The sequence below is a fragment of the Solwaraspora sp. WMMD1047 genome (assembly GCF_029626155.1).
Classification (GTDB): Bacteria; Actinomycetota; Actinomycetes; order Mycobacteriales; family Micromonosporaceae; genus WMMD1047.
The window spans coordinates 2,674,124-2,698,810 of record NZ_JARUBL010000001.1; the positions used below are offsets into that span (position 1 = coordinate 2,674,124).

Genomic DNA, 24,687 nt, shown 5'->3' on the forward strand with positions numbered 1-24,687 from the left:
TGCCGTATGCCGGCGGGCCGACCGGCCGCGGCGCCGCTTTCCCGGTCCGGGCGGCCGGTGGTCCGGTGGGTAGGGTCTCGGCCATGCGGTACGGCGCACACCTCCCGTTGATCGACTTCGAGGGGCAGGGTTGGGCACCGGGAACGCTGTCCTCCTACGCGGCGACGGCGAGGCGCCTGGGGTACGGGTGCATCACGGCCAACGACCACCTGGTGTTCCAGCGGCCGTGGCTGGATGGCATCGTCGCGCTCTCGGCGGTGGTCGAGGCCAGCGGCGACCTGGCGTTGGCCACCTCGGTGGCGCTTCCAGTCGTACGCGGACCGGTGGCGCTGGCCAAGGCGGCCGCCGCGTTGGATGTCATCTCCGGCGGCCGGCTCGTCCTCGGGGTGGGGCCGGGTTCCTCCGCGCGGGACTATGAGGCCGCTGGCGTGCGCTTCGACGAACGGTGGCCGCGCTTCGAGGAGTCGATCCGGGTCCTGCGCGCCGGCCTGACGGACGGCGCGCAGGTAACGGGCCGCTTCTATCCGGCCGGGCCGGTGCTGCGGCCGCCTCCGACGCAGCCGGACGGGCCGCCGATCTGGATCGCCAGCTGGGGCTCGGACGCCGGTCTGCGGCGCGTCGCGCGCCTCGGCGACGGCTGGGTCGCCTCGGCGTACAACACCACTCCGGCGCGGGTCGCCGACGCGCGGGTGAAACTGGCCGCCGCGCTCGAACAACGCGGGAGGACTGGCAGCCGCTTCCCTTGTGCGCTGGCCACGATGTGGACGTACGTCACCGACGACGGGCGGCTCGGGCGGCGGCGGCTCGCGGAGTTGGCGGCGATGCTGAACCGGCCGGTGGAGCAGTTGGACGGCCGGGTCCTGGTGGGCCCGGCCGAGCGGTGCGCCGCCCTCCTGCGGCGGTACGCCGAGGTCGGCGTCGACTGGATCTTCATCTGGCCGCTGGCCGATGCCGAGGTTCAGCTGGCCCGCTTCATGTCCGAGGTGGTGCCGCTGGCGCGGCGCTGACGCGGCTCGCCGGCCGGCCCGTGAGGTTCTGGAGGATGCCGGTCATGGCGCGGGCGGCCTGCGGCTGGAAGCCGTCCTCGACATGCGCAACGCAGATCCGCCGGACCGGCGCACCGGCGCCCAGCCCAAACACCGCGACACCCGGCGGAGCGTGCCGGGCGGCCAGCCCCGGGACGACCGCGACCCCCAGGCCGGCGGCCACGAAAGCCTGCACCGCCCGATAGTCGTCGGAGGCGAGCGAGGTTCGCGGTTCGAAGCCGGCGCCCCGGCAGGCGTGTCGGACGATCTGGAACCAGACGCTCTCGGCACGCCCGCCGATCCACACCTCCTCGGCCAGATCGGCGATGCCGAGCGTCCGACGGCGGCGGGCGAGGCGGTGCCCGGCGGGCAGCAGGACCTGGTACCTGTCGTCGAAGAGGTGGATCCGGCGCAGCCCGTCGGCGGCGGTCTCGGGGAGCGTGGCATGGTCGAAGATGACGGCTAGGTCGAGCTCTCCGTCCACCAACCGGGGCAGTAAGCCCTGCATGTGGTCGTCCACCACCGACAGTGCCACCGTCGGGTGTTCGGTGCGCAGGCGGGCGATCGCGGCCGGCACGAACGTGGTGAGGGCGGTCGGGAAGCTGCCGAAGCGGAGCCGGGCGGCGCGGCGGCCGGCGATCTCGGCCAGCTCCAAGGCCGCCGCGTCCAGCCGGCCGAGGACCGCCCTGCCGTGCCGGACGAGCGCGTAACCCGCCTCGGTCAGCGCGGCCGGCCGTGTCCCCCGCTCGACCAGCGGCAACCCGGTCTCGCGTTCGAGCGCAGCCAGGTGCTGGCTGACCGCCGACTGGGTCAGCCCCAGCGCGTCGGCGGCGGCGGAGTACGACCCGTGGGCGTCGACCTCACAGAGGGCCCGGATGCCGCGCAGGTAGCCTATTAGATTCACTAATCGCTCTCCAGTCTCCACCATTGCCGCTAATGGTATTCGCGCCTAGCGTCTGCGCATCCGGTTCCGGATCCGTGACCATGGAGGACAAGCGATGACCGCAACCGACTCGTCCGTACCGGTCGACACCGACAAGCTGATGGCGTTCGTGTTCCGTGCCGTCGAGGAGGTCGGCGCGGCGATCAACTGCGCCCTGGTGGTGATGGGCGACCAGCTGGGCTACTACCGGGACCTGGCCGAGCACGGACCCACCACGGCGGCCGAACTGGCCGACCGGACGGCTACCGGCGAGCCGTACGCCCGTGAGTGGCTGAACGCCCAGGCCGCGGGCGGCTTTGTCGAGTACGACCCGGGCACCGGCCGGTACACGCTGCCCCCGGAGCACGCGGTGGCGTTGACGGACGAGACCAGCCCCGCGTTTCTGCCCGGCTTCTTCCAGATCGCGCACGGCACCGTCCGGGACGCGCCGATGGTGCTCGCGGCGGCCCGCGCCGCGACCGGGGTGGGCTGGCACCAACGCAACACCGACGTGCACGCGGGATGCGAGCGGTTCTTCCGCCCCGGGTACGCCGCCAACCTCGTCACGTCCTGGCTACCCGCCCTCGACGGCGTGGTCGAGAAGCTGGAGCGTGGCGCGCGGGTGGCTGATGTCGGGTGCGGTCACGGTGCCTCGACGATCCTGATGGCCCAGGCGTACCCCCGGTCCACCTTCGTCGGCTCGGACTACCACCCGGCTTCGATCACCACGGCACGGGAACGGGCCGCCGACGCCAGCCTTCGCGACCGGACGCGGTTCGAGATCGCCGCCGCATCGGACGTCCCGGGCGACGGCTACGACCTGGTGACCATGTTCGACAGCCTCCACGACATGGGCGACCCCGTAGCCGCGGGCCGGCGGGTCCGCGACGTCCTCGCCGCCGACGGCACCTGGATGATCGTCGAACCGGCGGCGGGTGACCGCGTCGAGGACAACCTGAATCCGGTCAGCCGCGCCTACTACGGGTTCTCCACGCTGTTGTGCACGCCGGCGTCCCTGTCCCAACCGGTCGGTGCGGCGCTGGGCACCCAGGCCGGCCCGGCCCGGATCCGCGAGGTGGCGACCCAGGCCGGGTTCACCAGCTTCCGGCTCGCCGCGCAGACCCCTTTCAACCACGTGTACGAAGCCCGGCCGTAGCCGGAACCGCTGGTCGCGGTCGACGCGCCAGCCGGCGGATCGGGTCCCTGGTCCGCCGGCTGGCGTGGGCCGTCAGATGGTGATCGTCGTGCCGTCGAAGCGGCTGAGGGTGAAGTGCGCGTCCTCGTGGGTGGTGTGCTTGACCTCGCGGAGCAGGCCGATCGCCACCTCCTCACCGAGCCGTACCGACTCGGAGTAGTCGGTGCGCCAGTGCACCCCGGCCATGTTCCGCCCGATCGCGATGTTCGCCGCCACCTTGTTCAGCTCGCCACCGACGGTCAGCCGGTCGGCGTCCGGACCGGTGTACGGGATCAGCGCGGTCCCGCTCGCCGCCGGCACCACCGGGCGGTCGATGACGTGCGACTCGTCGAACCAGGCCTTGAGGATGGTCACGCACGCCCCGGCGACGGTGGCGTGTCCGGCGCCGTAGGAGGGATGCGTGGGACTGCCCTCCGGGAACGCCTGCGGCAGCAGGTAACTGCCGTTCCGGTTGGCGATCCGCTTGAGCACCGGCGAGTTCAGCACCTCCGGGTCGATCGGGTACTCCCGCTTCCCGGAGACCATCAGGTGCACCCGGCCACCGAACTCCTCCGGCCGCAACCGCCGGTGCACACACCACTTCTGGAACCAGACCGCCTTCAGCGCCCGGGTCGCCACCTCGGTGACCAGGGAGAGGATGTGCGGACCGCCGTACGTGCCGAAGCCGATCTGGTTGCCGGAGAAGGTGTAGGGATTTCCCGCGTCTACCGGTGCCTTGGCGTGCAGCAGGATCAGCGCGGCGTTGAGGTACGCCTCGTACAGCGCGTCGAAGTGCACGTAGTGCGCCAGGTCGCGCGGTGTCTGGATGTACCGGCGGACCTTCTGGTTCCGCGTGTCCTCGGGGGGCATGGCACCGTCCTGGACCGCCAGCCACTCCTTGAACCCGATCAGATGATCGACCGGCTTGTCGTCCGGCCCCGGCTCGAGGGTGTCCTGCAGTTGCGGGATCAACAGGGTGCCGTACTGGATGTCCCGGAGCAGGAACTGCGACAGGTACGGCCCGACCACATCGCCCCGGGTGTTTCCCCGGAACAGCACCTGCGGGGTGACCTCACCGTCCTGACGCGGTCCCCGGAAGTCCGACAGGCCGGTCAGCTCGGTGGCCGCCTCGGCGGCCAGGTCGTGGGTGTCGAAGCGGGTGAACGGCACGTCCCGCAGCAGCGCCATCCAGTACAGCTCGATCATCTCGCCGGAATTCTCGGCGCTGTCGATGCGCGGAGCCGGCCGGATGGCCAGCGCCTGCGGGTCCGGCCCCTGCAGATCGAAGGAGAGCCCGGCCTGCGGGTTGACCAGCGGGCGTTTTCCGGCCAGCGGAATCCGCTCGAAGTCCTCGCTGCGCATGGTGGTCGCGGCCCGCCGCAGCAGGCCGTACGCGGCCGGTTCCACCTCGCCGAACTCGTTGTGCGGCAGCCCCTTCGAGTAGTTGGCGACGAACGGGTGGTCGGACTCCTCTCCATTGCTGAGTTGGTGCGGGATGTGCCGGGCGAACTCCGCCTCGGCGGCCCGAATGCGCGCGTCGCGCGCGGCGAATCGGCGGTCGGTCATCTTTTTCCCCCATGAACCGATCTGAGCTGGACAATGGCGGTGCCTTCCCCGAAGCCTCCCGGGTGGCGTCGGCGTCTTTTACCGGTCACCGCGTTGGCAATACTAGGACCGGCCGCCAGTCGGGCGGCGCCGAGCACAAACGGACATAGTCGGGACTTCCGTGCGGTTGCCGAGGTGTCCCATGGGACCGTCGGCCGGGGTCAGGACCTCCGGAAGATCGACAGATAATGTGGAAAGTCGCAGCTCGCGAGCGGCAGTGCGACCCCCGCGCCGGAGCCGGTCGGCCGATTCCCGGCGCGAGTTCGCCAATATGTCCGGAGTGCTGATTGGTGTCGCTGTCGGGAAAGCGTCGCAACTATTCATTATGGCTGGGAATCCCGTCGCGGAATGCGTCGGGGAGTCGGCGGCCCGCGCCTCCCGAGCCGGGTCGGTCGCCGTCCGAGCCGGCCGGCCGCCGAGATCGTCGGGGCCTGCGGTTAGGCTCACTGCGTCCGGCGAGATTTGGGAGTACGACCAGTTGAGCGCAGACCTTGACACCCTGTACGGGGCCGACGACCTGACCCACCTCGAGGGGTTGGACGCGGTCCGCAAGCGGCCGGGCATGTACATCGGCTCGACCGACAGCCGGGGCATCGGCCACCTGGTCAACGAGATCATCGACAACTCGACCGACGAGGGCGTCGCCGGCCACGCCACCGCCGTCGAGGTCACCCTGCACGCCGACGGGTCGGTCCAGGTCGACGACGACGGGCGGGGCATCCCGACCGACGTCAACACCCGGTCCGGCCTGTCCGGGGTCGAGCTGGTGCTGACCCGGCTGCACGCCGGCGGCAAGTTCGGCGGCTCCGGCTACAAGGCCTCCGGTGGCCTGCACGGCGTCGGCGCGTCGGCGGTCAACGCCCTGTCGCTCCGCTTCGACGTACGCGTCAAGCGGGCCGGCAAGGTCTTCGAGATGTCGTTCCGGCGCGGCGAGCCGGGGGTCTTCGACGGCGACGGGCCGCGGGCGCCGTTCACCCCGCAGTCCGGCCTGCGGCAGGTCGGCCGGATGAAGCGCGGCGAGTCCACCGGCACGTCGATCCGCTACTGGTACGACGCCCGCTACTTCGACTCCGGGGCGGCGCTTGACGTTCCCGCCGTCCGCCAGCGGCTGCGTAACACCGCTTTCCTCGTACCCGGGGTCAGGTATGTCCTTCGCGACGAGGCCGGGACCGACGCCACCGGGGCCGAGGAGGTCTTCCACCACCCGGGCGGCCTGGTCGAGATGGTGGAGTTCCTGGCCCCGGCCGGGGAACGCTCGGTCGCCGGCCCGCTGCTGGTGCGGGCGGAGGGCCGCTACAAGGAGAACGCCGCCGACGCCAACGGCGTGATGCAGGCCGACGTGGAGCGCCGCGCCGAGGTGGAGATCGCCTTCGGCTGGGGCACCGGGTACGAGCGCACCGTCGAGTGCTTCACCAACACCATCCGCAACGCGCACGGCGGCACCCACCGCAAGGGATTCGAGCGCGGCCTGGTCCGGGCCCTGGTGGAGGCGGTCCGCAACAGCCGGGGCCTGCTCAAGCCCAAGGAGGACCCGCCGGTCCTGGACGACATCCTGGAGGGGATGACGGCGGTGATCCACGTACGGATCCCGGAGCCGCAGTTCACCTCGCAGACCAAGGACGAGCTCTCCACCGCCGGCATCACCCGGGTGGTGCAGACCGCCGTCGAGCGGTACGTGAAGCAGTGGACCGAGGACCGCAAGACCCGGTCCGAGGCCCGGACGGTGCTGCAGAAGATCGTCGACGCGGCCCGGGTGCGGCTGACCCAGAAACAGCAGAAGGACGCCGCCCGGCGCAAGACGGCGCTGGAGGGCGCCGGGATGCCGCCGAAGCTTGTCGACTGCCGGTCGACCGGGCTGGAGCGCAGCGAGCTGTTCATCGTCGAGGGCGACAGCGCGCTCGGCTCGGCGCGGATGGCCCGGGTCGCCGAATACCAGGCCCTGCTGCCGATCCGCGGCAAGATCCTCAACGTGCAGAAGGCGAACCTGGCCGACACCCTGCGCAACGTGGAGGTCGCCGCGATCGTCCAGGTGCTCGGCGCCGGCACCGGCCGCACCTTCGACCTGGCCGCGATGCGCTACGGCCGGGTGATCCTGATGGCCGACGCCGACGTGGACGGCTCGCACATCCGGACGCTGCTGATCACGCTCTTCGCCAAATACCTGCGCCCGGTGATCGAGGACGGCCGGCTGTACGCCGCGATGCCGCCCCTGCACAAGATCACCACGAGGGGGCGCAACCCGGAGACCATCTTCACCTTCACCCAGACCGAGATGGAGCAGACCGTCCGCCGGCTGGAGAAGGCCGGCCGACAGATCGTCACCCCGGTGCCCCGGTTCAAGGGGCTCGGCGAGATGGACGCCGACGAGCTGTGGGAGACCACGATGAACCCCGCCACCCGGTCGGTCCGCCGGATCACCCTGGACGACGTGGACGCCGCGGAGCAGACCCTTGAGCTGCTGATGGGGGAGAAGGTCGAACCGCGCCGCAACTGGCTCATCGAGTCGGCCGGGCGGGTCGACCAGGAGAGCATCGACGCCTGACCGGGCAGTCACTCGTAGAAGGAACTGATCAAAGATGGCACGCGGCAAGGGCAAGCAGCCCCGGGGCGACCTGTCCGCCTTCGACCAGGCGGGCGCCACCGTCCTGGACAACCCGTTGGCGACCGAGATCCAGGACTCCTACCTGGAGTACGCGTACTCGGTGATCCACTCCCGGGCGCTGCCGGACGCCCGTGACGGGCTCAAGCCGGTGCACCGGCGCATCCTCTACTCGATGAGCGAGCAGGGCTACCGGCCGGACCGTGGCTACGTGAAGTCCGCCCGGGTGGTCGGCGACGTGATGGGTAAGTACCACCCGCACGGCGACACCGCGATCTACGACGCGATGGTCCGGCTGGCGCAGGACTTCTCCCTCAACGTCCCGCTGATCGACGGGCACGGCAACTTCGGCTCCCCGGACGACGGCCCGGCGGCCAGCCGCTACACGGAGGCCCGGATGTCCCCGGCGGCGATGCAGCTGGTGGGGGAGCTGGGCGAGGAGACCATCGACTTCAAGCCCAACTACGACGGCTCGCTCACCGAGCCGAAGGTGCTGCCGGCGGCCTTCCCGAACCTGCTGGTGAACGGCACCTCGGGGATCGCCGTCGGGATGGCCACCAACATGATTCCGCACAATCTCGGCGAGGTGGTGGCGGCGGCCCGCTGGCTGATCAAGGACCCGGACGCCACCCTGGACAAGCTGATGGAGTTCGTCCCCGGCCCCGACCTGCCGACGGGCGGTCTCCTGCTCGGCCTGGACGAGGTCCGCCGGGCCAACGAGACCGGCCGGGGCGTGGTCCGGATGCGCGGCAAGGTGGAGATCGGGCCGGTCGAGGGCAGCCGGGGCCGGCAGGGCATCACCGTCACCGAACTGCCCTACGGGGTGGGCGCCGAGAAGGTGATCGAAAAGATCACCGACGAGGTCAACAAGACCAAGCGGTTGCAGGGCATCGCCGACGTCAAGGACCTCACCGACCGGGAGAACGGCATCCGGCTGGTCATCGAGTGCAAGGTCGGCGTCAACCCGCAGGCGCTGCTCGCCGACCTCTACCGGCTCACCCCGCTGGAGCAGTCGTTCGGCGTCAACAACCTGGTCCTGGTCGACGGCCAGCCCCGCACCCTGGGCCTGAAGGCGCTGCTGGAGGCGTTCCTCGGGCACCGCTACGACGTCGTCACCCGGCGCAGCGCCTATCGGCGGCGCAAGCGGCAGGAGCGGCTGCACCTGGTCGAGGGCCTGCTGATCGCGCTGCTCGACATCGACCTGGTGGTCCAGTTGATCCGGGGCAGCGACGACGTGCCGGCCGCCCGGGCCGCGCTGATCCGCGAGTTCGACCTGACCGAGATCCAGGCCAACTACATCCTCGACACCCCGCTGCGCCGGCTCACCCGGTACGACCGGATCGAGCTGGAGGCCGAGCAGGACCGGCTGCGCTCCGAGATCACCGAGCTGTCCCGCATCCTCGACGACCCCGCGGTGCTGCGCCAGGTGGTCTCCGACGAGCTGGCGGCCGTGGCCGAGCAGTTCCCGTCGCCGCGCCGCACCACCCTGATCGGCGGCGACCTCAAGGAGGTGCTCGCCGCCTCGGTGCCGGCCGGCCCGCTGGAGGTCGCCGACGACCCCTGCCAGGTGATCCTCTCGGCGACCGGGCTGGTGGCCCGGACGGTGGCCGAGTCGGAGGAGTCCACCGAGGGGCGCCGCCGCAACGGCCGGGTCAGGCACGACACCGTCCGGGCCGTGGTGCCGGCGACCGCGCGCGGCCAGGTGCTGCTGGTGACGAGCGCCGGTCGGGCGTTCCGCACCGAGGTGCTGCCGCTGCCGGTGCTGCCCGACCACGCCGGCACGGTCTCGCTCAGCGGCGGGATGGCCGCCGCCGAGCTGGTGCCGCTGCGAGCCGACGAGCGGGTGATCGGGCTGGTGCCGGCCGCCGCCCGCGACTCCGGCTCGCCAGGCCTGGCGCTGGGCACCCGGCAGGGCGTGGTGAAGGTCTGCGCCCCGGAGTGGCCGGTCCGCTCGGACGAGTTCGAGGTGATCGGGCTGCGCGACGGCGACGAGGTGGTCGGCGCGACCTGGCTCACCGACGGTGCCGAGAGCCTCGCCTTCCTCACCGACGACGCGTCGCTGCTGCGGTTCCCGGCCCGGCTGGTGCGTCCGCAGGGCCTCAAGGGCGGCGGCATGGCCGGGGTCAACCTGGCGGCCGGGGCGCGGGTGCTCTTCTTCGGGGCGGTCCGCACCGACGACCCGGAACACGGCGAGCCGATGGTGGTCACCGCCACCGATCGCAGCGTCAAGCTCACGCCGTTCGGGGCGTACCCGCCGAAGGGGCGCGCGACCGGCGGCGTGCGCGCGCAGCGGTTCCTCAAGGGTGAGGCGGGCCTGGAGCTGGCCTGGGTCGGACCGCGCCCGGTCGGCGCGACCGGGCGCGGCGAGCCGGTGGAGCTGCCGCCGGTGGACCCGCGCCGGGACGGCTCCGGCGCGGCCGTGATGCTGGTGCCGCAGGTCGTCGGCCACCTGATCGAACGTGAGTGACCCGGGAATTTTGTCAAGCCATTGAACTAATCCGGGTCGCGGGCGTACAGTCGGCATCCATGGCCATCGAACACCTGCTGGAGGTGTGATGACGCTGGTTGCCGGGGTCGACTCGTCGACCCAGTCGACAAAGGTCGTGGTCTGCGACGCGGACTCCGGCGAGGTGCTCCGCGAGGGCCGCGCCCCGCACCCCGACGGCACCGAGGTCGATCCGCGCCTGTGGTGGGAGGCGTTCGAGCGGGCCAGCGCCGGCCTGCTCGACGGGGTCGCCGCGATCGGCGTCGGCGGGCAGCAGCAGGGCATGATCTGCCTCGACGAGGCAGGCGAGGTGGTACGCCCCGCTATCCTGTGGAACGACACCCGCTCGGCCCGCGCCGCGGTCGACCTGACCGGCGAGTTCGGCGGCCCGAAGGCGTGGGCCGACGCGGTCGGACTGGTGCCGGTCGCCAGCTTCACGGTCACCAAGCTGCGCTGGTTCGCCCGCGCCGAACCGGACCTCGCGGCCCGGACCCGCACCGTGCTGCTCCCGCACGACTGGCTCACCCACCGGCTGCGCGCCGACGGGGGAGAGCCGACCACCGACCGCGGTGAGGCGTCCGGCACCGGTTACTGGTCCGCCGCGGCCGAGGACTACCGCCGGGACCTGATCAAGCTCGCGTTCGGCCGGGACCTGGCACTGCCGAGGGTCGCCGGGCCGGCCGAGACGGTCGGCGAGACCGCGTCCGGGGCGCTGCTCGCGGCCGGCACCGGTGACAACATGGGCGCGGCGCTCGGCGTCGGCCTGCGCCCCGGCGACGTGGTGGTGTCGCTCGGCACCTCGGGGTGCGTGTTCGGGGTGAACGACGAGCCGACCGCCGACGCGAGCGGGCTGGTCGCCGGCTACGCCGACGCGACCGGCCGGTTCCTGCCGCTGGTGTGCACCCTCAACGCGGCCCGGGTGCTGGTCGCGGCCGCCGACCTGCTGGGCCGGTCGCTGGCCGAGTTGGACGAGTTGGCGCTGTCGGCGTCGCCGGGCGCGGGCGGGCTGACGCTGTTGCCGTACCTGGACGGGGAGCGCACCCCGAACCTGCCGGACGCGCGCGGTCTGCTCGCCGGGCTGACCCGGGCGAACGCCTCGGCGGCGAACCTGGCCCGGGCCGCGGTCGAGGGCATGCTCGGCGGCATGGCCGACGCCCTGGACGCGCTGCGCGCCCAGGGCGTCCCGGTCGACCGGGTCCTGCTGATCGGCGGCGCGGCGGCGTCCCGAGCGGTACGCGCGATCGCGCCCGCGCTGTTCGGTGCGCCGGTGAGCGTGCCCCGCCCCGGCGAGTACGTCGCACTCGGCGCCGCCCGTCAGGCGGCCTGGGCGCTCTCCGGCGCCGCCGAGCCACCGCAGTGGCCGGTCGCGGCCGACCAGATCACCGCCGACGCCACCCCCAAGGTCCACGAGCGCTACGCCGACATCCGCCAACGGGCACTCCCGCTGCTGAGGTAGCGGGACCGGGGCCACCAGCGGCCCGCGACGCGGCTGGTCAGGCGGGACCGCGAACGCCGGCCTGGTATGCGATGACAACCAGTTGCGCGCGGTCGCGGGCGTCGAGTTTGGTCATGGCGTGGTTCACATGCGTCTTGACGGTGAGCGGGCTGAGGGTGAGATGTTCGGCGATCTCGGCGTTCGACATACCCATGGCGACCAGCGAGACGATCTCGCGTTCCCGTACGGTGAGCCCGTCGAGAAGGTTGGCGGCGGGGGCCGGCTTGTGGTCGTCTGCGGCGAGGTAGCGGGCGATGAGCCCGCGGGTGGCGGCGGGTGAGAGCAGGGCGTCGCCGCCGGCGACGGTGCGGATCGCGTCGATCAGCCTCTCCGGACGTGCGCCCTTGCCGAGGAATCCACTGGCGCCGGCCCGCAGCGCTTCGAAGACGTACTCGTCGACCTCGAAGGTGGTCAGGATCAGCACCTTCGTGCCCGCCAGGTCAGGGTCGGTGGAGATGCGGCGGGTCGCGGCGAGGCCGTCGAGTTCCGGCATGCGGATGTCCATGAGGACCACGTCGGCGCGGCACTGGCGGGCCATCCGCACGGCCTGGGTGCCGGTCGCGGCTTCGGCGACGACCGTCAGGTCGGGGGCGCTGTCGACGATGAGCCGAAGCCCGGCTCGGACGATGTCCTGGTCGTCGGCGAGCAGCACACGCACGACGCTCATGCGGTCGCGCCGGCCGGAACGGGCAGTTCGGCGATCACGCGGAAGCCGCCCTCGGGACGAGGGCTGGCGGAGAGCCGGCCGCCGAGTGCGGTGGCCCGCTCCCGCATCCCGATGATGCCGTGCCCCACCGTGCCGACCCCGCCATCGGGTCCCGACCGTGCGGTGCCAGGGACCGCCGGCCCGTCGTCCTCCACCGTCAGCGCGAGAACTCCCGGCCGGAAGTCGAGCCGGACCGACGCCGACGTGCCCACAGCGTGCTTTGCCGTGTTGGTCAGGGACTCCTGGATCAGGCGGTAGGCCGTGAGGTCGACCGCGTCGGGCAGGGGCCGGGCCGGTGACGTCGCAGGTGACCCGCAGACCGGTGGCGGTGAAGGAGGCGATCAGTTCGTCGAGCCGGCTGAGACGCCCGGCAGGTTCGACGGACTCGTCCTCGCCTGGCTGGCGCAGCAGACCCACGGTGAGTTTGAGCTCGGTGAGCGCGGCTTCGCTGGCGTCCTGGATGTGGCCCAGGGACTGCCGCGCCCGGGCGAGGTCGGCGCGGTCCAGCAGGAGGGTCATGGCGCCGGCCTGCACGTTGATGAGCGCCACCTGGTGACCGACCGCGTCGTGCAGGTCGCGTGCAATGCGTAGCCGTTCGGCCTGGACCCGCTGGCGCGCCTCGGCTTCGCGACCCTGCTCCGCGCGGCGCGCCCGATCTTCGAGAACGGCCCGCCGCCCCCGGTGGGCCCGGATGGTCTGCCCGAAGGCGGCGAACGCCACGACCCATGGCAGGACCTCGACGTCGTTGAGCGCCACCCTCGTGTTGACGGTGGCCGCGAAGCTGCCGGCCAGCACCGCGGCGACGCTCGCGGCGGCGGTGACAACCACCACCACGATCCGTTCGCTGCGCAGGGAGAACAGCAGCATCGACAGGATGAGGGCGGAGCGGGCGGGCGAGTCGGTCGCCGCAGACGGGATCGCGGCCACGACGCCCGCGGTCGCAATGGCGGGGATGAGCCAGACCGGCCAGCGCAGTACGGGGAGGACGACGAAGCAGGCGGCGACCACGACCGCGGTGGCCATCGCGGTGATCGTGAACCCGGCCCGGCCCGGCGTCGTGGTGATCAGTACGGCGAGAAGAACAAGGACGCCGACTCCGGCCACGCGGGCGGCGACGGGATGCGTGCCGGCGAGCCGGCGCACCCCGGCCGCCACCCCATTCAGACCGGCGGCCGCACGATGTCTGCCTGCCTCGACAAGGCCGCCAGCTCTCACGGGCCGACAGTAGGCAGTCCGTCGCCGGCGTGGCAAACGATCTACTACGAGCGCAGTAGGCGACGCCGCGTCCGGCCATCGCATCACCCGCGTACGTGGTAGCGGCCGGCGGCAGCCGCCGCGATCGCGGCGGCTGCGGTCACCGCGGCAGGCCGATGACGAGGACGGCCCCGCTGACGAACGATCCAGGAGTCGATTTCACGCCCTTGAACAGGAGAAGACTCCTATGGCCTCGTTCCTCTACCGATTGGGCCGGTTCGCCTTCCACCGGCGTTGGTGGGTCGTCGGCGCCTGGCTGGCGGTCCTGGCCGCGACGCTGATCGGCGCCGCCGCGCTGTCCGGACCGACGTACGACTCGTTCCGGATTCCGGGCGCACAGTCGCAGCGGGCGATCGACCTCCTCGCCGAGCGGTTCCCGCAAGCGTCGGCCGGCGGCGCCACCGCCCGGGTCGTGTTCGCCACGCCCGACGGCCGGACCCTGCGCGACCCCGTGTACCGGCAGGCGGTCGAGGCCGCGGTCGCCGACCTGAGGCAGGCGCCGCAGGTGGCTTCGGTCGACGACCCGTTCAGTTCCGGTGCGCTCAACGAGACCGGCACGATCGGGTTCGCCGAGGCCACCTACCAGGTGCCCGCGGACCAGGTGTCCGAGGCCGCGCACGCCGCCCTTACCAGCACGGTCGACGACGCCCGGGTCAGCGGGCTCCGCGTCGAGGTCGGCGGTGACGCGCTGGCGGTCGACGAGGAGCAGGCCCTCGGCGAGGTGATCGGCGTGGTCGTCGCGGCGATCGTGCTGGTCATCACGTTCGGGTCCCTGGTCGCCGCGGGCCTGCCGCTACTGACCGCGATTGTCGGTATCACCGTCGGCATCAGCGTGGTCACCGCGGCCTCCGGGTTCGCCGAGCTCTCCTCCGAAACCCCGACCATCGCCCTGATGCTGGGCCTGGCCGTCGCGATCGACTACGCGCTGTTCATCGTCTCCCGGTACCGGCACGAACTGGCCGCCGGCCGGCAGCCTCAGGAAGCCGTTGGCCGGGCGGTCGGCACCGCCGGCTCCGCGGTCGTGTTCGCCGGTCTCACCGTGATCATCGCCCTGGCCGCGCTGTCTGTCGTCGGTATCCCGTTCCTGACCCAGATGGGCCTGGCGGCGGCGTTCACCGTCGCGGTGGCCGTGGTGATCGCGCTGACGCTGCTACCGGCGCTGCTCGGCATCGCCGGCCGCCGGATCGTCGGCAAGCGCCGCCGTGGGCTGCACTCACCGGATTCGAAGGCCCCCGGCCGTACCGCCTTCAGCGCGCGGTGGGTGCGGTTGATCACCCGCCGGCCGGTGGCCGTGCTGGTGCTCACGGTCGTCGGGCTCGGTGTGGTCGCGCTGCCGACACTGGACATGCGGCTGGGGATGGCAGACGACAGCACCGCTGCCAAGGACACCACGCAGCGCAAAGCCTACGATCTGCTTTCGGAAGGGTTCGGGCCCGGGTTCAACGGCCCGCTGATCGTCGTCGTCGATTCACGCAACGGCGCGGCGCAGCAGGCGGCCGAGCAGGTGGCGACCCGGCTTCGCGGCATCGACGACGTCAGCGCGGTCACCGAGCCGGCGATCAACCAGGCCGGCGACACCGCGATCCTCACCGTCGTCCCGAGCAGCGGCCCCAGCACTGCCGCCACCAAGGACCTGGTCCGGGAAATCCGGCAGCAGGACGGCGAGGTGCCCGGCGCGGACATCGCCGTCACCGGCCAGACCGCGATCAACATCGACATCTCGACCAAGCTCGGTGACGCGCTGATCCCGTACCTCGCGGTCGTGGTCGGCCTCGCTTTCATCCTGCTGATGCTGGTGTTCCGATCGCTGCTGGTGCCGCTGACCGCGACCGTGGGCTTCCTGCTCAGCATCGCGGCTACCTTCGGCGCGGTGGTCGCGGTCTTCCAGAAGGGGTGGTTCGCCGGCGCGCTCGGCGTCGATCAGGTCGGACCGATCACCAGCTTCCTGCCGGTCGTCATGATCGGCATCGTGTTCGGCCTGGCCATGGACTACCAGGTCTTCCTGGTCACCCGCATGCGCGAGGACTACGTGCGCGGCATCGCTGCCCGGCACGCGGTGATCTCCGGGTTCGAGCACAGCGCCCGGGTCGTCACCGCTGCCGCGATCATCATGATCAGCGTCTTCTCCGGATTCATCCTTGCTCCCCACGCGATCATCAAGTCGATCGGGTTCGCCCTCGGTATCGCCGTGCTTTTCGACGCGCTGATCGTCCGCATGACCATCGTGCCGGCCGCCATGACCCTGCTGGGCAGGTCGGCCTGGTGGCTGCCGCGCTGGCTCGACCGGCTCCTGCCCAACGTGGACGTCGAAGGCGAGAAGCTGCGTCACCAACTCGAGGTCGTACCCGAGCCGGCCGGTCCCGTACCCGTGTCGGCCTGACGGCCCGGCGCTTCCTTCCGGGGCCGCCGCCCGCCGACCGCCGGCGGCGGCCCCACCCATGCCGAGCGCGAGACAGGTTCACCTGCCCAGCGTTGTTAGACTCTGGCACTCTGATGCATTGACCGACATCTCTGTCACGGTGGATCCTTGAGTCCATGGGGTACCGGAGCAAACTCGCGACGTTTCTGACCGCCGTGCTCGCGGCGGTCATGATGGCGACGCCCGCCAGCGCCGCGAGCGACACAGAGGACGGCCTGTGCAAGGTCGACATCACAGTCCCCTCGCAGTGGAACAGCGGATACGTAGTAAACGTCACCATCCAGAACATATCCGCCCGACCGGTGACCTGGCGGGCTGTCCTGCCCGTGCCACCGCCCGGCTACATCGTTCAGGTCTGGGGCGCGACCGTCACCCAGGCCGGCTCATTCCTCCACATCCACCCACCGCCCTACGGCACGGGCGGGACGCTGTTGCCGGGGCAGAGCTACACCTTCGGGTACGCCGGCACAGGCTCGCCGGTCTATCCGACGGTGACCTGCAGCTAGCCGCGGAGCGCCGCAGTAAGCTCACCTGCCGTGGAAGACGCAAAGCCGATCGAGGACCGCGACGGCCGGGTGGGCGGCATCGAGTCCATCGTGGTCGACGGGCGACGGTGGTTCTTCGGGTTCGACTTCAGCATGGACACGGTGGTGTCGCCGCTGATCGACGACCCGGAACGGATGGCGGTGTTCGCGAGCCAATACATGCTTCAGACCGACGGGGCGCGCAACGTCGCGTACTGGCGGGATCTGGTCGAGATGTCGATCGGGATCTCCGACCTGGTGGGCGAGGACGCGGACCGGACGTACGACAGCGAAGCGCTCGCGGAGCAGCGGCTTTTACCCAGCACACAGCTCACGTACCTGATGGGCGCGGCGACGGCGTGGGACGACTCGTTCTTCGAGGACGAGACGGTCCTGGCGGCGCTCGCGACGGTCGGCGTGGACGACGACGACCCCGACTGGGACTGCCTCGATCAGTGCATCGAGGCCACGCGGTCGGACGACGCCGAGGTGAGCGCCGCCGGCACCCTGCTCATGACGCGGTACCAGCGGTTCATCTTCGAGAATCTCCCGGCCAACTGGTCCGACGTCTTCTCCGCACTGCGCCCACTCCCAGCGGAGGGACTGTCGCCGAGCGCTGGTCTGCGGGTTCCTCCGTCAGCGGGTTCAGGACCATCTGCTGAGGCCCAGCTTCCGTATTACTGAGCTTGACGATATCGCCACACGCGGACGCAGCGGGTCATCCGGTGCCGGTGGCGGCGTCTGCGCCGCCCGGCACGTTCGCTCGGCGGTCGGCCTGCGCGGATTTCCGGACGGCGAGCAGCCGGCTGGGCACGACCACCACCGCGTACAACGCGGCCGTCCGCACGCCCAGGGCCCGGTGCGGGTGCGGGTGGCCGTGCCGGGCGAGCCGCGCCAGCCAGCGTCGCTCCAGTCGGCGGCCGGCCGCGGCGACGCCGACGGAGACGGCCCCGGCGGTGGCCAGCACGACGGCACCGGCCAGGAGAGCCCGCCGCCGCGCTGAGGCGTCCCCTCCGGCCGGCTCACCGGCGGGGAGCCTGATACCAGCGTCCACGAACGGCAGCCCCGAGCGGGCGCCCGGGATCACCGGCTCGGCTCTGCCCGCGATGTCGGCGCGGATGGCACGGACCCCCGGGATCGCCACGGCAACGGTGACCGCCGCCAACGCCCCACGGGCCAGGCGCCGGCGGGCCGGGGGCAACTCGGCGGCGGCGATCCAGGCGCCGACGGACGCGACGTCAAGCCCGGCCTCAGCGAGAGCGCGTAGATAGAGCCGCCAGGCGACGCCGGTCGGGATGCTGGTCATCCCCCCACCGTAGAAGCCAGAATCCACCGCCGCGCACCGACGGCGGCTACGGCATCGGCCGGCACATCGCCGCGCGGTTGGTCGCCGACGGTGAAACGGTGGTGGACGTGCCACCGAAACTGTCTGCCCGGGTCCGGGTGTTCGCCACCGGCGCGGACCGGGAAGGTCCGCGCCGGGGATTCTCCGCGTCAGCAGAAGACCGTGGTGTAATTGCCGTTCGGGATTGTCGCCGCGTAATACCACACGGCGGTGTTGGTGTGGTCGGCTACGCCGGGGTACGGCCCCAGTGCCTTCCATACGTTGTAGTAGACCGTCTGGACACCATTGACGGTGACGGCCGGGCAGACGATAACCCAGGTGTTCGCGCAGTTCGCGTAGTAGTGCGTCATCGGCGCTCCGCCCGGGGCAGGTGGGCGGAACGTCGTCCAACAACCGACGTCGTAGATCACCTGCGTTCCGGAGCGGTCGGCGGCGCTGACCCGGGTCGGCGTCTCGGGGGCGCCAACCGTCGGCGATCCCTTGCTGACCTGGTCATCAGCGGACGCGACAGAGGCCGACGCCGGAAGTGCGAGGATCATCGCGATGGCCGCGGTGAACAGCACCTTGGCGCGCATGGACCTCCCGGCTGGTTTCCTGTCTGGCTGTGTGATCGACATCGTCAACATCCTTCCTGTTCGGTAGGGGAGGGACAGATCGTGGTACGCAGGTGCGGACGTTTCGTCTCCGGTACCGGTCTTGGTTGTGGGGATGTCCGCCGCGCGATTTCCAGCCTGCACGTCGACGGTGGCGCGAGTTCCTAACGGACTGTTAACGGCGGGACCGACTACCGCCGTGCATCGGCCTACACTGAATCGGTAGGCGTGGATCAGTGCTGGCCGGGCAGCGCGGGTCCGCTCCGTCAGACGTCGATCGCGGGGGGACGTCATGGAGTTTCGGGTACTGGGCCCGGTCGAAGCCCGGGTGGACGGTCAGGCGATCCCGCTCGGGCGGCCACAACAGCGGCTCGTGCTGGCGCTTCTGCTCGTCGATGCGGGCCGGTTGGTGTCTACCCAGATGTTGATCGATCGGGTGTGGGAAACCGCCCCGGCGGGCGCCCGCCGTACCTTGCATGTGCACATCACCCGGCTCCGGCGGCTGCTGACGACGGCCGGTGCCACCATGCCGTTGGTACGTCGGTCCGGCGGCTACCTGCTCGACATCGACCCTGTGCAGGTGGACCTGCACCAGTTTCGGCGGCTCGTCGCCCGGGCACGGGACCGGGACAGTCCGGATCAGGTCCGCGCGGCCCGGCTGCATGAGGCGATCGGGCTGTGGCACGGTGAACCGCTGGCCGGTCTGCCGGCCCAGTGGGCGACCCGGACCCGCGCCGCGTGGCAGCAGGAGTACCTGGACGCCGTCGTGTTGTGGGCGCGGGCCGAGAACCGCGTGGGCGATCCGGCCACGGTGATCGGACCGCTGAGTGAGCTGGCCGCGCAGTACCCGTTGGTCGAGCCCCTGGCCGTGGAGTTGACGCGCGTGCTGTACCGCTTGGGCCGTACCGCCGAGGCTCTTGACCTTTACACCCGCACCAGGCGGCTGCTGGCCGACGAACTCGGCATCGACCCCGGTCATGACCTGCAACAGCTGCACCAGGCCATCCTGCGCGGCGATGCCCTCCCACCGCCGCCGGACCGGCAGATCCAGGCCACCGCACTGGTCAGTACCGACCCACCCGCCGCCGCGCCGGTGTCCCGAAGCGTCCCGCAGCAGTTGCCGGCGCCACCGCGGATGTTCACCGGTCGGGTCCGGGAGGTCGCCGCGCTGGCCCGGGTACACGACGCATCCGCCCTGGCGATAAGCACGATCGATGGAATGGCCGGGATCGGCAAGACCGCCTTGGCGGTCCACGTCGCCCACCACATCGTCGGGCGTTACCCGGACGGACAGATCTTTATCGACCTACACGGATACACCTGCGGGGTGGAGCCGGTCGATTCGAAGGCCGCACTCGACCACGCGCTGCGGGCGCTCGGCATCCCGGCGGCGCAGATCCCGGCCGGTCTGGACGAACGGGCCGCGCTGTACCGGACGCGGCTCGCCGACAAACAGGTGCTGCTCGTGCTGGACAACGCCGCCACCGAGTCCCAGGTGCAGCCGCTGCTACCCGGTGCTCCCGGCAGCATGGTGCTGGTCACCAGCCGGCACCGGCTGCCAGGACTCGATCCCACCTACACGCTGTCACTCGACACCCTTCCGGTTCCCGACGCGATCACCCTGTTCACCCGTGTCGCTGGCGTGGGTCAGCCCCGTGACGAGTCACCTGATCTACTGATCGAGCTTGTGCACAGGTGCGGCCAGCTGCCGCTGGCGATCCGCATCGCCGCCGCCCGCTTGCGCTCTCACCCCACCTGGTCGCTGACCCATCTGGTGGAGCGGCTACGCGACCCGCAGCACCGGCTGACCGAGCTGGAGGCCGGGCAGCGCAGTGTAACCGCGACCCTCGACCTGTCGTTTCGTCACCTCGACACCGACCTGCAGCAGGCGTACCGGCTGCTCGGCCGCCATCCCGGACCCGACCTGGAGCGGTACGCCACGGCCGCCCTGCTGAACGTCACCGTGGGGCACGCCGACCGGACGCTCGACCGGCTTCTCGACGCTCACCTGCTGCAGGAGCCGACCCCGGGCCGGTACCGGTTCCACGACCTGACCCGCGCACACGCGGCAACCGGCAGCCTGACCGAGTCCACCGCGCGAGCGGCGATCAGCCGGCTGCTGGATCACTACCGGCACGTCGCCGCGCTGGCCATGGACGCGGCCTACCCGGCCGAGCGGGAGCACCGGCCGCCGGTCCCAGCAGCGAACACTCCCCGTCCCGAGCTGTCCACCCCGGCCTCGGCGCTGCGGTGGTTGGACACCGAACACGGCAACCTACTGGCCGCCGTCCGGCATGCCGCACAACAGCACCACGCCGACCACGTTCGGCACCTCTCCGGCATCCTGCATCGGCACCTGCGCACCCGTGGCCTCTACCACGACACCGAGACGCTCCACCAGCAAGCCCTGGCCACCGCCCGCGCCACCGGCAACCGCGTTCACGGAGTGGACGCGTTGGGCGGTCTAGCCGACATCCGACGCCTGCAGGGCCGGCACGAGGAGGCCGCCGACGATTTTGGCGAAGCGCTGCGAATCGCGCGGGCCACCGGCTACCGAGTCGGCGAGCTGACCGCATTGACCGGTCTGGGTCATATCCACCGGCTGCAGGGCCGACCTCGGCAGGCCGCCGAGCACTACGAGCAGGCGTTGCGGATCGCCCGTGCCACCGGCCACCGCCCCGGCGAGCTGACCGCGCTGGGCAGCCTCGGCGACATCCGCCGGCGGCAGGGCCTGCCCGAGCAAGCCGCCGAGCACTACCGGCAGGCGTTGCGGATAGCCAAGGCCACCGGCCACCGCGCCGGCGAACTCGACGCCCTGGCCGGTCTTGGCGACATGCACCGGTTGCAGGGTCGGTACCCGCTGGCTGTCGAGCACTACGAGCAGGTGTTGCGGATCGCCCGCGCCACCGGCCACCGCCGAAGCGAGCTGAACGCCCTGACCGGCCTCGGCGACCTCCACCGACGGTGTGGCCGTCACCTGCAGGCCGACGCCCACTACCACGAACTCCTTGCCCTCGCCCGGGACAGTGGCGACCGCAACTTTGAATTCGAGGCACGGCACGGCCTGGGCCGGCTGCGGAACGCTGCCGGCCAGCCCGATGCCGCCATCGCGCACCACAGCCGGGCTCTCGTGCTCGCTCGCGAGCTCGGACAGCCAGCCGACCAGGCGCGCGCACACGACGGGCTGGCCTCAGCGCACCGCGCCCTCAATCTGTCCGAGCAGGCCCGCCGGCACTGGGAGGAGGCGCTCACCATCCTCACCCGCCTCGGCGTCGACCACACCGACGAGGAGGAAACCACCGTACCGGCCATCCGCGGTCGGCTGGGACAGGTCGAGTCGACCACAAGCGCCAGCTGACGGCGCCGGTTCTCTACCAGGGCATACCGGCGACCCTGGCCGAGATCGGTGACGGGCTGCGCGGCAAACCGGTCGTCGACTGCAACAACCCGGTCGAGGACGAACACTTCACGCTGGTCACCGAGCCCGGTCGGTCGATGGCACAGGAGATCGAGTTGGCGACCGGCGGCCGCGTCGTCAAGGCGTTCAACCTCTGCGAGGCGCGGGTGTGGCAGCTGGAGCCGCCGATGTTCGACAGCCGTCGGCTGGTGGTCCCCTACTGTGGGAATGACTCCGCCGCACTGGGCCTGACCCGGCAGCTCATCGCCGACCTCGGCGGTGAACCGTTGCCGATCGGCGACGCGGAGGTAGTTGCACATCGGTGCCGTACCGCACAACCATGGTACGGACGGCTTCGTCCACGACCGCGGTTGTGCGGGCCGGGGTCACCGTCCAGTCCGGGAGCAGAAGGCTCGGCCAGAACAGGTAGTTCGAGATCATCCCGAGAAACTGCGTCGCGGCCATCTCCGGGTCGGTGATGTCGGCGGTTCCCGCGTGGGTCTCGGCCATCAGGTAGCTCCGAACGGACTCGAAGTACGGCAGCTTGCCCTGTGCGAAGTGTGCCTTGGCCAGCTCGGGAAAGCGTGGCAGTTCGGCGATGACGATGCGAAACAGGTCGGTCATCTCCGGCTGGCGCAACAGCGACGCGTAGCGCCGTCCCAGAACCGTCAGGCCGGCCGCCAGGTCACCGGCGGGCGGCACGTCGGCTACGTCCTTCTCGGCCCACGACTCGATGACGATGGCGTCGAACAACGCCGCCTTTGTCGGAAACTGCTTGAACAGCGTTGCTTTCGACACGCCGGCCCGGTCGGCAACACGCGCCAGTGACGCCCGGTCGTAGCCCAGCTCCAGGAACAGCTCGGTAGCGGCCCGCACGATGAGCGCGCGCTTCTCCTGCGCCACGCGCTGGTGATAGGCCGACGGCGCTGGGCTCATGCGCCCAGCATAGCGAGGTGAGTGGGTTGACTCACCACTGGTGAGAGCGTAGCTTCGGCATGGTGAGTCAGTCGACTCACCACCCGGTGTCGGGTGTCGCCCCTCGTACGTCCCGGGAGGACCTGATGTCCCGCTTCGCCAATCAGACCGTTCTCGTGACCGGCGGCACCGGTGGGCAGGGCGCCAGCCACGTACGCGCCCTGCATGCCGAAGGCGCCAACGTCGTCATCGGTGACATCAACACCGAGCGCGGTGCTGGCCTCGCCGCGGAGTTGGGAGACAGGGCGCGTTTCGTCTGCCTCGACGTGTCCCAGGAGGAGTCCTGGGCCGCCGCCGTCGCGGAAACCGAGAAGGCCTTCGGCACGCTCACCATCCTGGTCAACAACGCCGGGGTGCAGAATCCACCCGCCCTCATCGAGTCCACCGACCGGGCTACCTGGGCTCGTATCCTCGACATCAACCTCACCGGCACCTTCCTCGGCATCCGGGCAGCCGCCTCGGCGCTGCGCCGCGCGGGGGGAGGATCGATCATCAACATCGCCTCCACCATGGGCATGGGCGGCACCGCCTGCTACGCGCCCTATGTCGCCAGCAAGTGGGCGGTTCGAGGGCTCACCCGGACCGCCGCCCTTGAGTTGGGCCGCGACAACATCCGCGTCAACGCGATCCACCCCGGCGTTGTCGCCACCCCGTTCATCACCGAGCCGGCGACCGGCAGCGACGCCCCGATCGCCGACTTCTACTCGCCCGAGCCGTTCGCGGTACCACGACTCGGGCAGCCCGCCGACATCACCGCACTGCTGTTGTTCCTGTTGTCGCCGCACGCGACCTTCATCACCGGCGCCGAATATGTCATCGACGGGGGCCTGCTCCTCGGCCCCGCACTGCAGAAGGAAGCCGCATGAACCCCGCAGACCAGCACCGTGAGCGCAGCGCCCGCGACCCGCTGGCGCACCTGCCGCACAAGATCAGACGTGCCATCGAGATCACGCCCGCGGCCGGAACCCGCGAACGAATCGTGGACATCACCACCACCGGCCGGCGTACCGGGCGACCCCGCCGCATCGAGATCTTCTTCTACCGCGCCAACGGCGCAACCTACCTCTGCAGCGGAGCGGGCGGAGGCGCGACCGGCTGGTACGCAAACCTACGAGCGAACCCCGCTTTCACCTTCCACCTCAAGAACGGCATCAGAGCGGACCTCCCGGCGCACGCGACCACCGTCACCGATCCCACCGAACGGGCCGCCGTGATCGCGGCCATCGTCGACGACCTCAACCAGCCGCACGACCCCGGAACCATCAGGCCCACCCATCCAGACGACTGGGCCGACAGCAGGCTGATGCGAATCGACTTCGACTGATTCCCTATCGGGCTGCCGGGGGTCCGTCGAGGAGATCGAGCCAGCGGGCGACGCTGGCAGGTGCGACCCGGTAGGGCCACGCGGACGGCCGGCGTCGTCGCGGGTCCGGTCATCCGGGACTCGCGACGACGCCGGCCGTCGATGGCACACCCCCGTGTGCGGTCGTGACCACCCTCCCCCCGCAGTGGGCGGCCGGCGCCTGCGCCGACATAGACTCTGCCCGCTTGCTGGCGGCCGGGACAGGCCACCGACCGGACATTGACCGGACACTTCGGGGGGTGCGCACGGTGTCGACGACCGGAGGTGCCGGTCAGGCGGGCCACCTGTCCGGCCTCGGCGTCGCGCTGCGGCGGTTCCGGGAGCGGGCCCTGCTGACCCAGGAGGAGCTGGCCCTCCGCGCCGGCCTGAGCGCCCGCACCATCCGCCGGATCGAGTCCGGTGTGCTCAAGCGCCCCCGGGCGGAGTCGATCCGGTTGCTTGTCGACGCGCTCGGCCTCACCCCGGAGGAACACCGCGGCCTGCTCCGTCCGGAGCCAGCCGTGCCGACCGGGGAGACCGCGCAGACCGCGCCGATGGAGCCGACCGCCCCCACCGGGTCGACCACGCGGACCGAGTCGACAGCATCGACCGGCCAGGCACCTCGCGGCCCGCTCGCCGTACCCCGGCAGTTGCCGGCGGCGCCCGCGCTCTTCGTCGGTCGGGCGTCGGCGTTGCGGCGGCTCGACCTGCTGCTCGACGCCGACACCCGGCCGGCCTCGACGGTGGTGGTCTCCGCGATCGCCGGCACCGCCGGGGTCGGCAAGACCTCGCTGGCGCTGTACTGAGCGCATCGGGCGACCGACCGG

The 24,687-nt window shown here is 71.2% G+C and carries 18 protein-coding genes; 12 read left to right on the forward strand and 6 right to left on the reverse strand.

Going from position 1 to position 24,687, the window contains the following annotated elements; all coding sequences use genetic code 11:
* Nucleotides 1-83 precede the first annotated feature (83 nt).
* Nucleotides 84-1,007: an LLM class flavin-dependent oxidoreductase gene (locus tag O7627_RS12285; RefSeq protein WP_278093630.1), complete on the forward strand. Its 924-nt coding sequence runs from the start codon at nucleotides 84-86 to the stop codon at nucleotides 1,005-1,007.
* Here the strand turns inward: O7627_RS12285 and O7627_RS12290 are convergent.
* Entirely contained in the window at nucleotides 973-1,929 is a 957-nt protein-coding gene (locus O7627_RS12290; protein ID WP_278093631.1) for a LysR family transcriptional regulator, read from the reverse strand. The genes O7627_RS12285 and O7627_RS12290 overlap by 35 nt on opposite strands.
* 94 nt (nucleotides 1,930-2,023) lie before the next feature.
* On the opposite strand from O7627_RS12290, the gene O7627_RS12295 reads away from it, so the two are divergent.
* On the forward strand, nucleotides 2,024-3,103 hold the full coding sequence (locus tag O7627_RS12295; RefSeq protein WP_278093632.1) for a class I SAM-dependent methyltransferase: 1,080 nt from the start codon (nucleotides 2,024-2,026) through the stop codon (nucleotides 3,101-3,103).
* A 72-nt stretch (nucleotides 3,104-3,175) separates the two neighbouring features.
* Here O7627_RS12295 and O7627_RS12300 read toward each other — a convergent pair whose 3' ends face one another.
* Nucleotides 3,176-4,687, reverse strand: a complete 1,512-nt coding sequence (locus O7627_RS12300) for a vanadium-dependent haloperoxidase (protein ID WP_278093633.1) — start codon at nucleotides 4,685-4,687, stop codon at nucleotides 3,176-3,178.
* 517 nt (nucleotides 4,688-5,204) lie between these two features.
* On the opposite strand from O7627_RS12300, the gene O7627_RS12305 reads away from it, so the two are divergent.
* From O7627_RS12305 to xylB, 3 genes are all read left to right on the forward strand, one after another.
* Nucleotides 5,205-7,268 carry a DNA topoisomerase IV subunit B gene (locus O7627_RS12305; protein WP_278093634.1) on the forward strand — a complete coding sequence of 688 codons (2,064 nt, stop codon included), beginning with the start codon at nucleotides 5,205-5,207 and terminating at the stop codon, nucleotides 7,266-7,268.
* 34 nt (nucleotides 7,269-7,302) lie between these two features.
* The gene (locus O7627_RS12310; protein WP_278093635.1) at nucleotides 7,303-9,792 is read left to right on the forward strand and encodes a DNA topoisomerase IV subunit A; all 2,490 of its coding nucleotides are present in this window, start codon (nucleotides 7,303-7,305) and stop codon (nucleotides 9,790-9,792) included.
* Nucleotides 9,793-9,880: 88 nt separating this feature from the next.
* A complete protein-coding gene (gene xylB, locus O7627_RS12315) occupies nucleotides 9,881-11,266 on the forward strand; it encodes a xylulokinase (protein WP_278093636.1) in 1,386 nt (461 codons plus the stop codon).
* 37 nt (nucleotides 11,267-11,303) lie between these two features.
* On the opposite strand, the gene O7627_RS37185 is transcribed toward xylB, so the two are convergent.
* Nucleotides 11,304-13,226 carry a response regulator gene (locus O7627_RS37185; RefSeq protein WP_347404653.1) on the reverse strand — a complete coding sequence of 641 codons (1,923 nt, stop codon included), beginning with the start codon at nucleotides 13,224-13,226 and terminating at the stop codon, nucleotides 11,304-11,306.
* Nucleotides 13,227-13,452: 226 nt separating this feature from the next.
* On the opposite strand from O7627_RS37185, the gene O7627_RS12330 reads away from it, so the two are divergent.
* From O7627_RS12330 to O7627_RS12340, 3 genes are all read left to right on the forward strand, one after another.
* Nucleotides 13,453-15,645: an MMPL family transporter gene (locus O7627_RS12330; RefSeq protein ID WP_278093637.1), complete on the forward strand. Its 2,193-nt coding sequence runs from the start codon at nucleotides 13,453-13,455 to the stop codon at nucleotides 15,643-15,645.
* A 155-nt stretch (nucleotides 15,646-15,800) separates the two neighbouring features.
* Nucleotides 15,801-16,190 (forward strand): cellulose binding domain-containing protein, encoded by a 390-nt coding sequence (locus tag O7627_RS12335; RefSeq protein ID WP_278093638.1) that lies wholly within the window; start codon nucleotides 15,801-15,803, stop codon nucleotides 16,188-16,190.
* A 30-nt stretch (nucleotides 16,191-16,220) separates the two neighbouring features.
* On the forward strand, nucleotides 16,221-16,892 hold the full coding sequence (locus tag O7627_RS12340) for a hypothetical protein (RefSeq protein WP_278093639.1): 672 nt from the start codon (nucleotides 16,221-16,223) through the stop codon (nucleotides 16,890-16,892).
* Nucleotides 16,893-16,926: 34 nt separating this feature from the next.
* Here O7627_RS12340 and O7627_RS12345 read toward each other — a convergent pair whose 3' ends face one another.
* Both O7627_RS12345 and O7627_RS12350 read right to left on the reverse strand, forming a co-directional pair.
* Entirely contained in the window at nucleotides 16,927-17,514 is a 588-nt protein-coding gene (locus O7627_RS12345) for a hypothetical protein (protein WP_278093640.1), read from the reverse strand.
* A 188-nt stretch (nucleotides 17,515-17,702) separates the two neighbouring features.
* Nucleotides 17,703-18,128, reverse strand: a complete 426-nt coding sequence (locus O7627_RS12350; RefSeq protein WP_278093641.1) for a hypothetical protein — start codon at nucleotides 18,126-18,128, stop codon at nucleotides 17,703-17,705.
* Nucleotides 18,129-18,438: 310 nt separating this feature from the next.
* On the opposite strand from O7627_RS12350, the gene O7627_RS12355 reads away from it, so the two are divergent.
* Nucleotides 18,439-21,504: a tetratricopeptide repeat protein gene (locus tag O7627_RS12355; protein ID WP_278093642.1), complete on the forward strand. Its 3,066-nt coding sequence runs from the start codon at nucleotides 18,439-18,441 to the stop codon at nucleotides 21,502-21,504.
* A gap of 300 nt (nucleotides 21,505-21,804) precedes the next feature.
* On the opposite strand, the gene O7627_RS12360 is transcribed toward O7627_RS12355, so the two are convergent.
* The gene (locus O7627_RS12360; protein WP_278093643.1) at nucleotides 21,805-22,479 is read right to left on the reverse strand and encodes a TetR/AcrR family transcriptional regulator; all 675 of its coding nucleotides are present in this window, start codon (nucleotides 22,477-22,479) and stop codon (nucleotides 21,805-21,807) included.
* A 125-nt stretch (nucleotides 22,480-22,604) separates the two neighbouring features.
* Here O7627_RS12360 and O7627_RS12365 point away from each other — a divergent pair, with 125 nt between their 5' ends.
* From O7627_RS12365 to O7627_RS12375, 3 genes are all read left to right on the forward strand, one after another.
* Nucleotides 22,605-23,384: a glucose 1-dehydrogenase gene (locus tag O7627_RS12365; protein WP_278093644.1), complete on the forward strand. Its 780-nt coding sequence runs from the start codon at nucleotides 22,605-22,607 to the stop codon at nucleotides 23,382-23,384.
* Nucleotides 23,381-23,842 carry a nitroreductase/quinone reductase family protein gene (locus O7627_RS12370; protein ID WP_278093645.1) on the forward strand — a complete coding sequence of 154 codons (462 nt, stop codon included), beginning with the start codon at nucleotides 23,381-23,383 and terminating at the stop codon, nucleotides 23,840-23,842. The genes O7627_RS12365 and O7627_RS12370 overlap by 4 nt, the downstream gene beginning before the upstream one ends.
* 287 nt (nucleotides 23,843-24,129) lie before the next feature.
* Nucleotides 24,130-24,666: a helix-turn-helix transcriptional regulator gene (locus O7627_RS12375; protein ID WP_278093646.1), complete on the forward strand. Its 537-nt coding sequence runs from the start codon at nucleotides 24,130-24,132 to the stop codon at nucleotides 24,664-24,666.
* Nucleotides 24,667-24,687 lie beyond the last annotated feature (21 nt).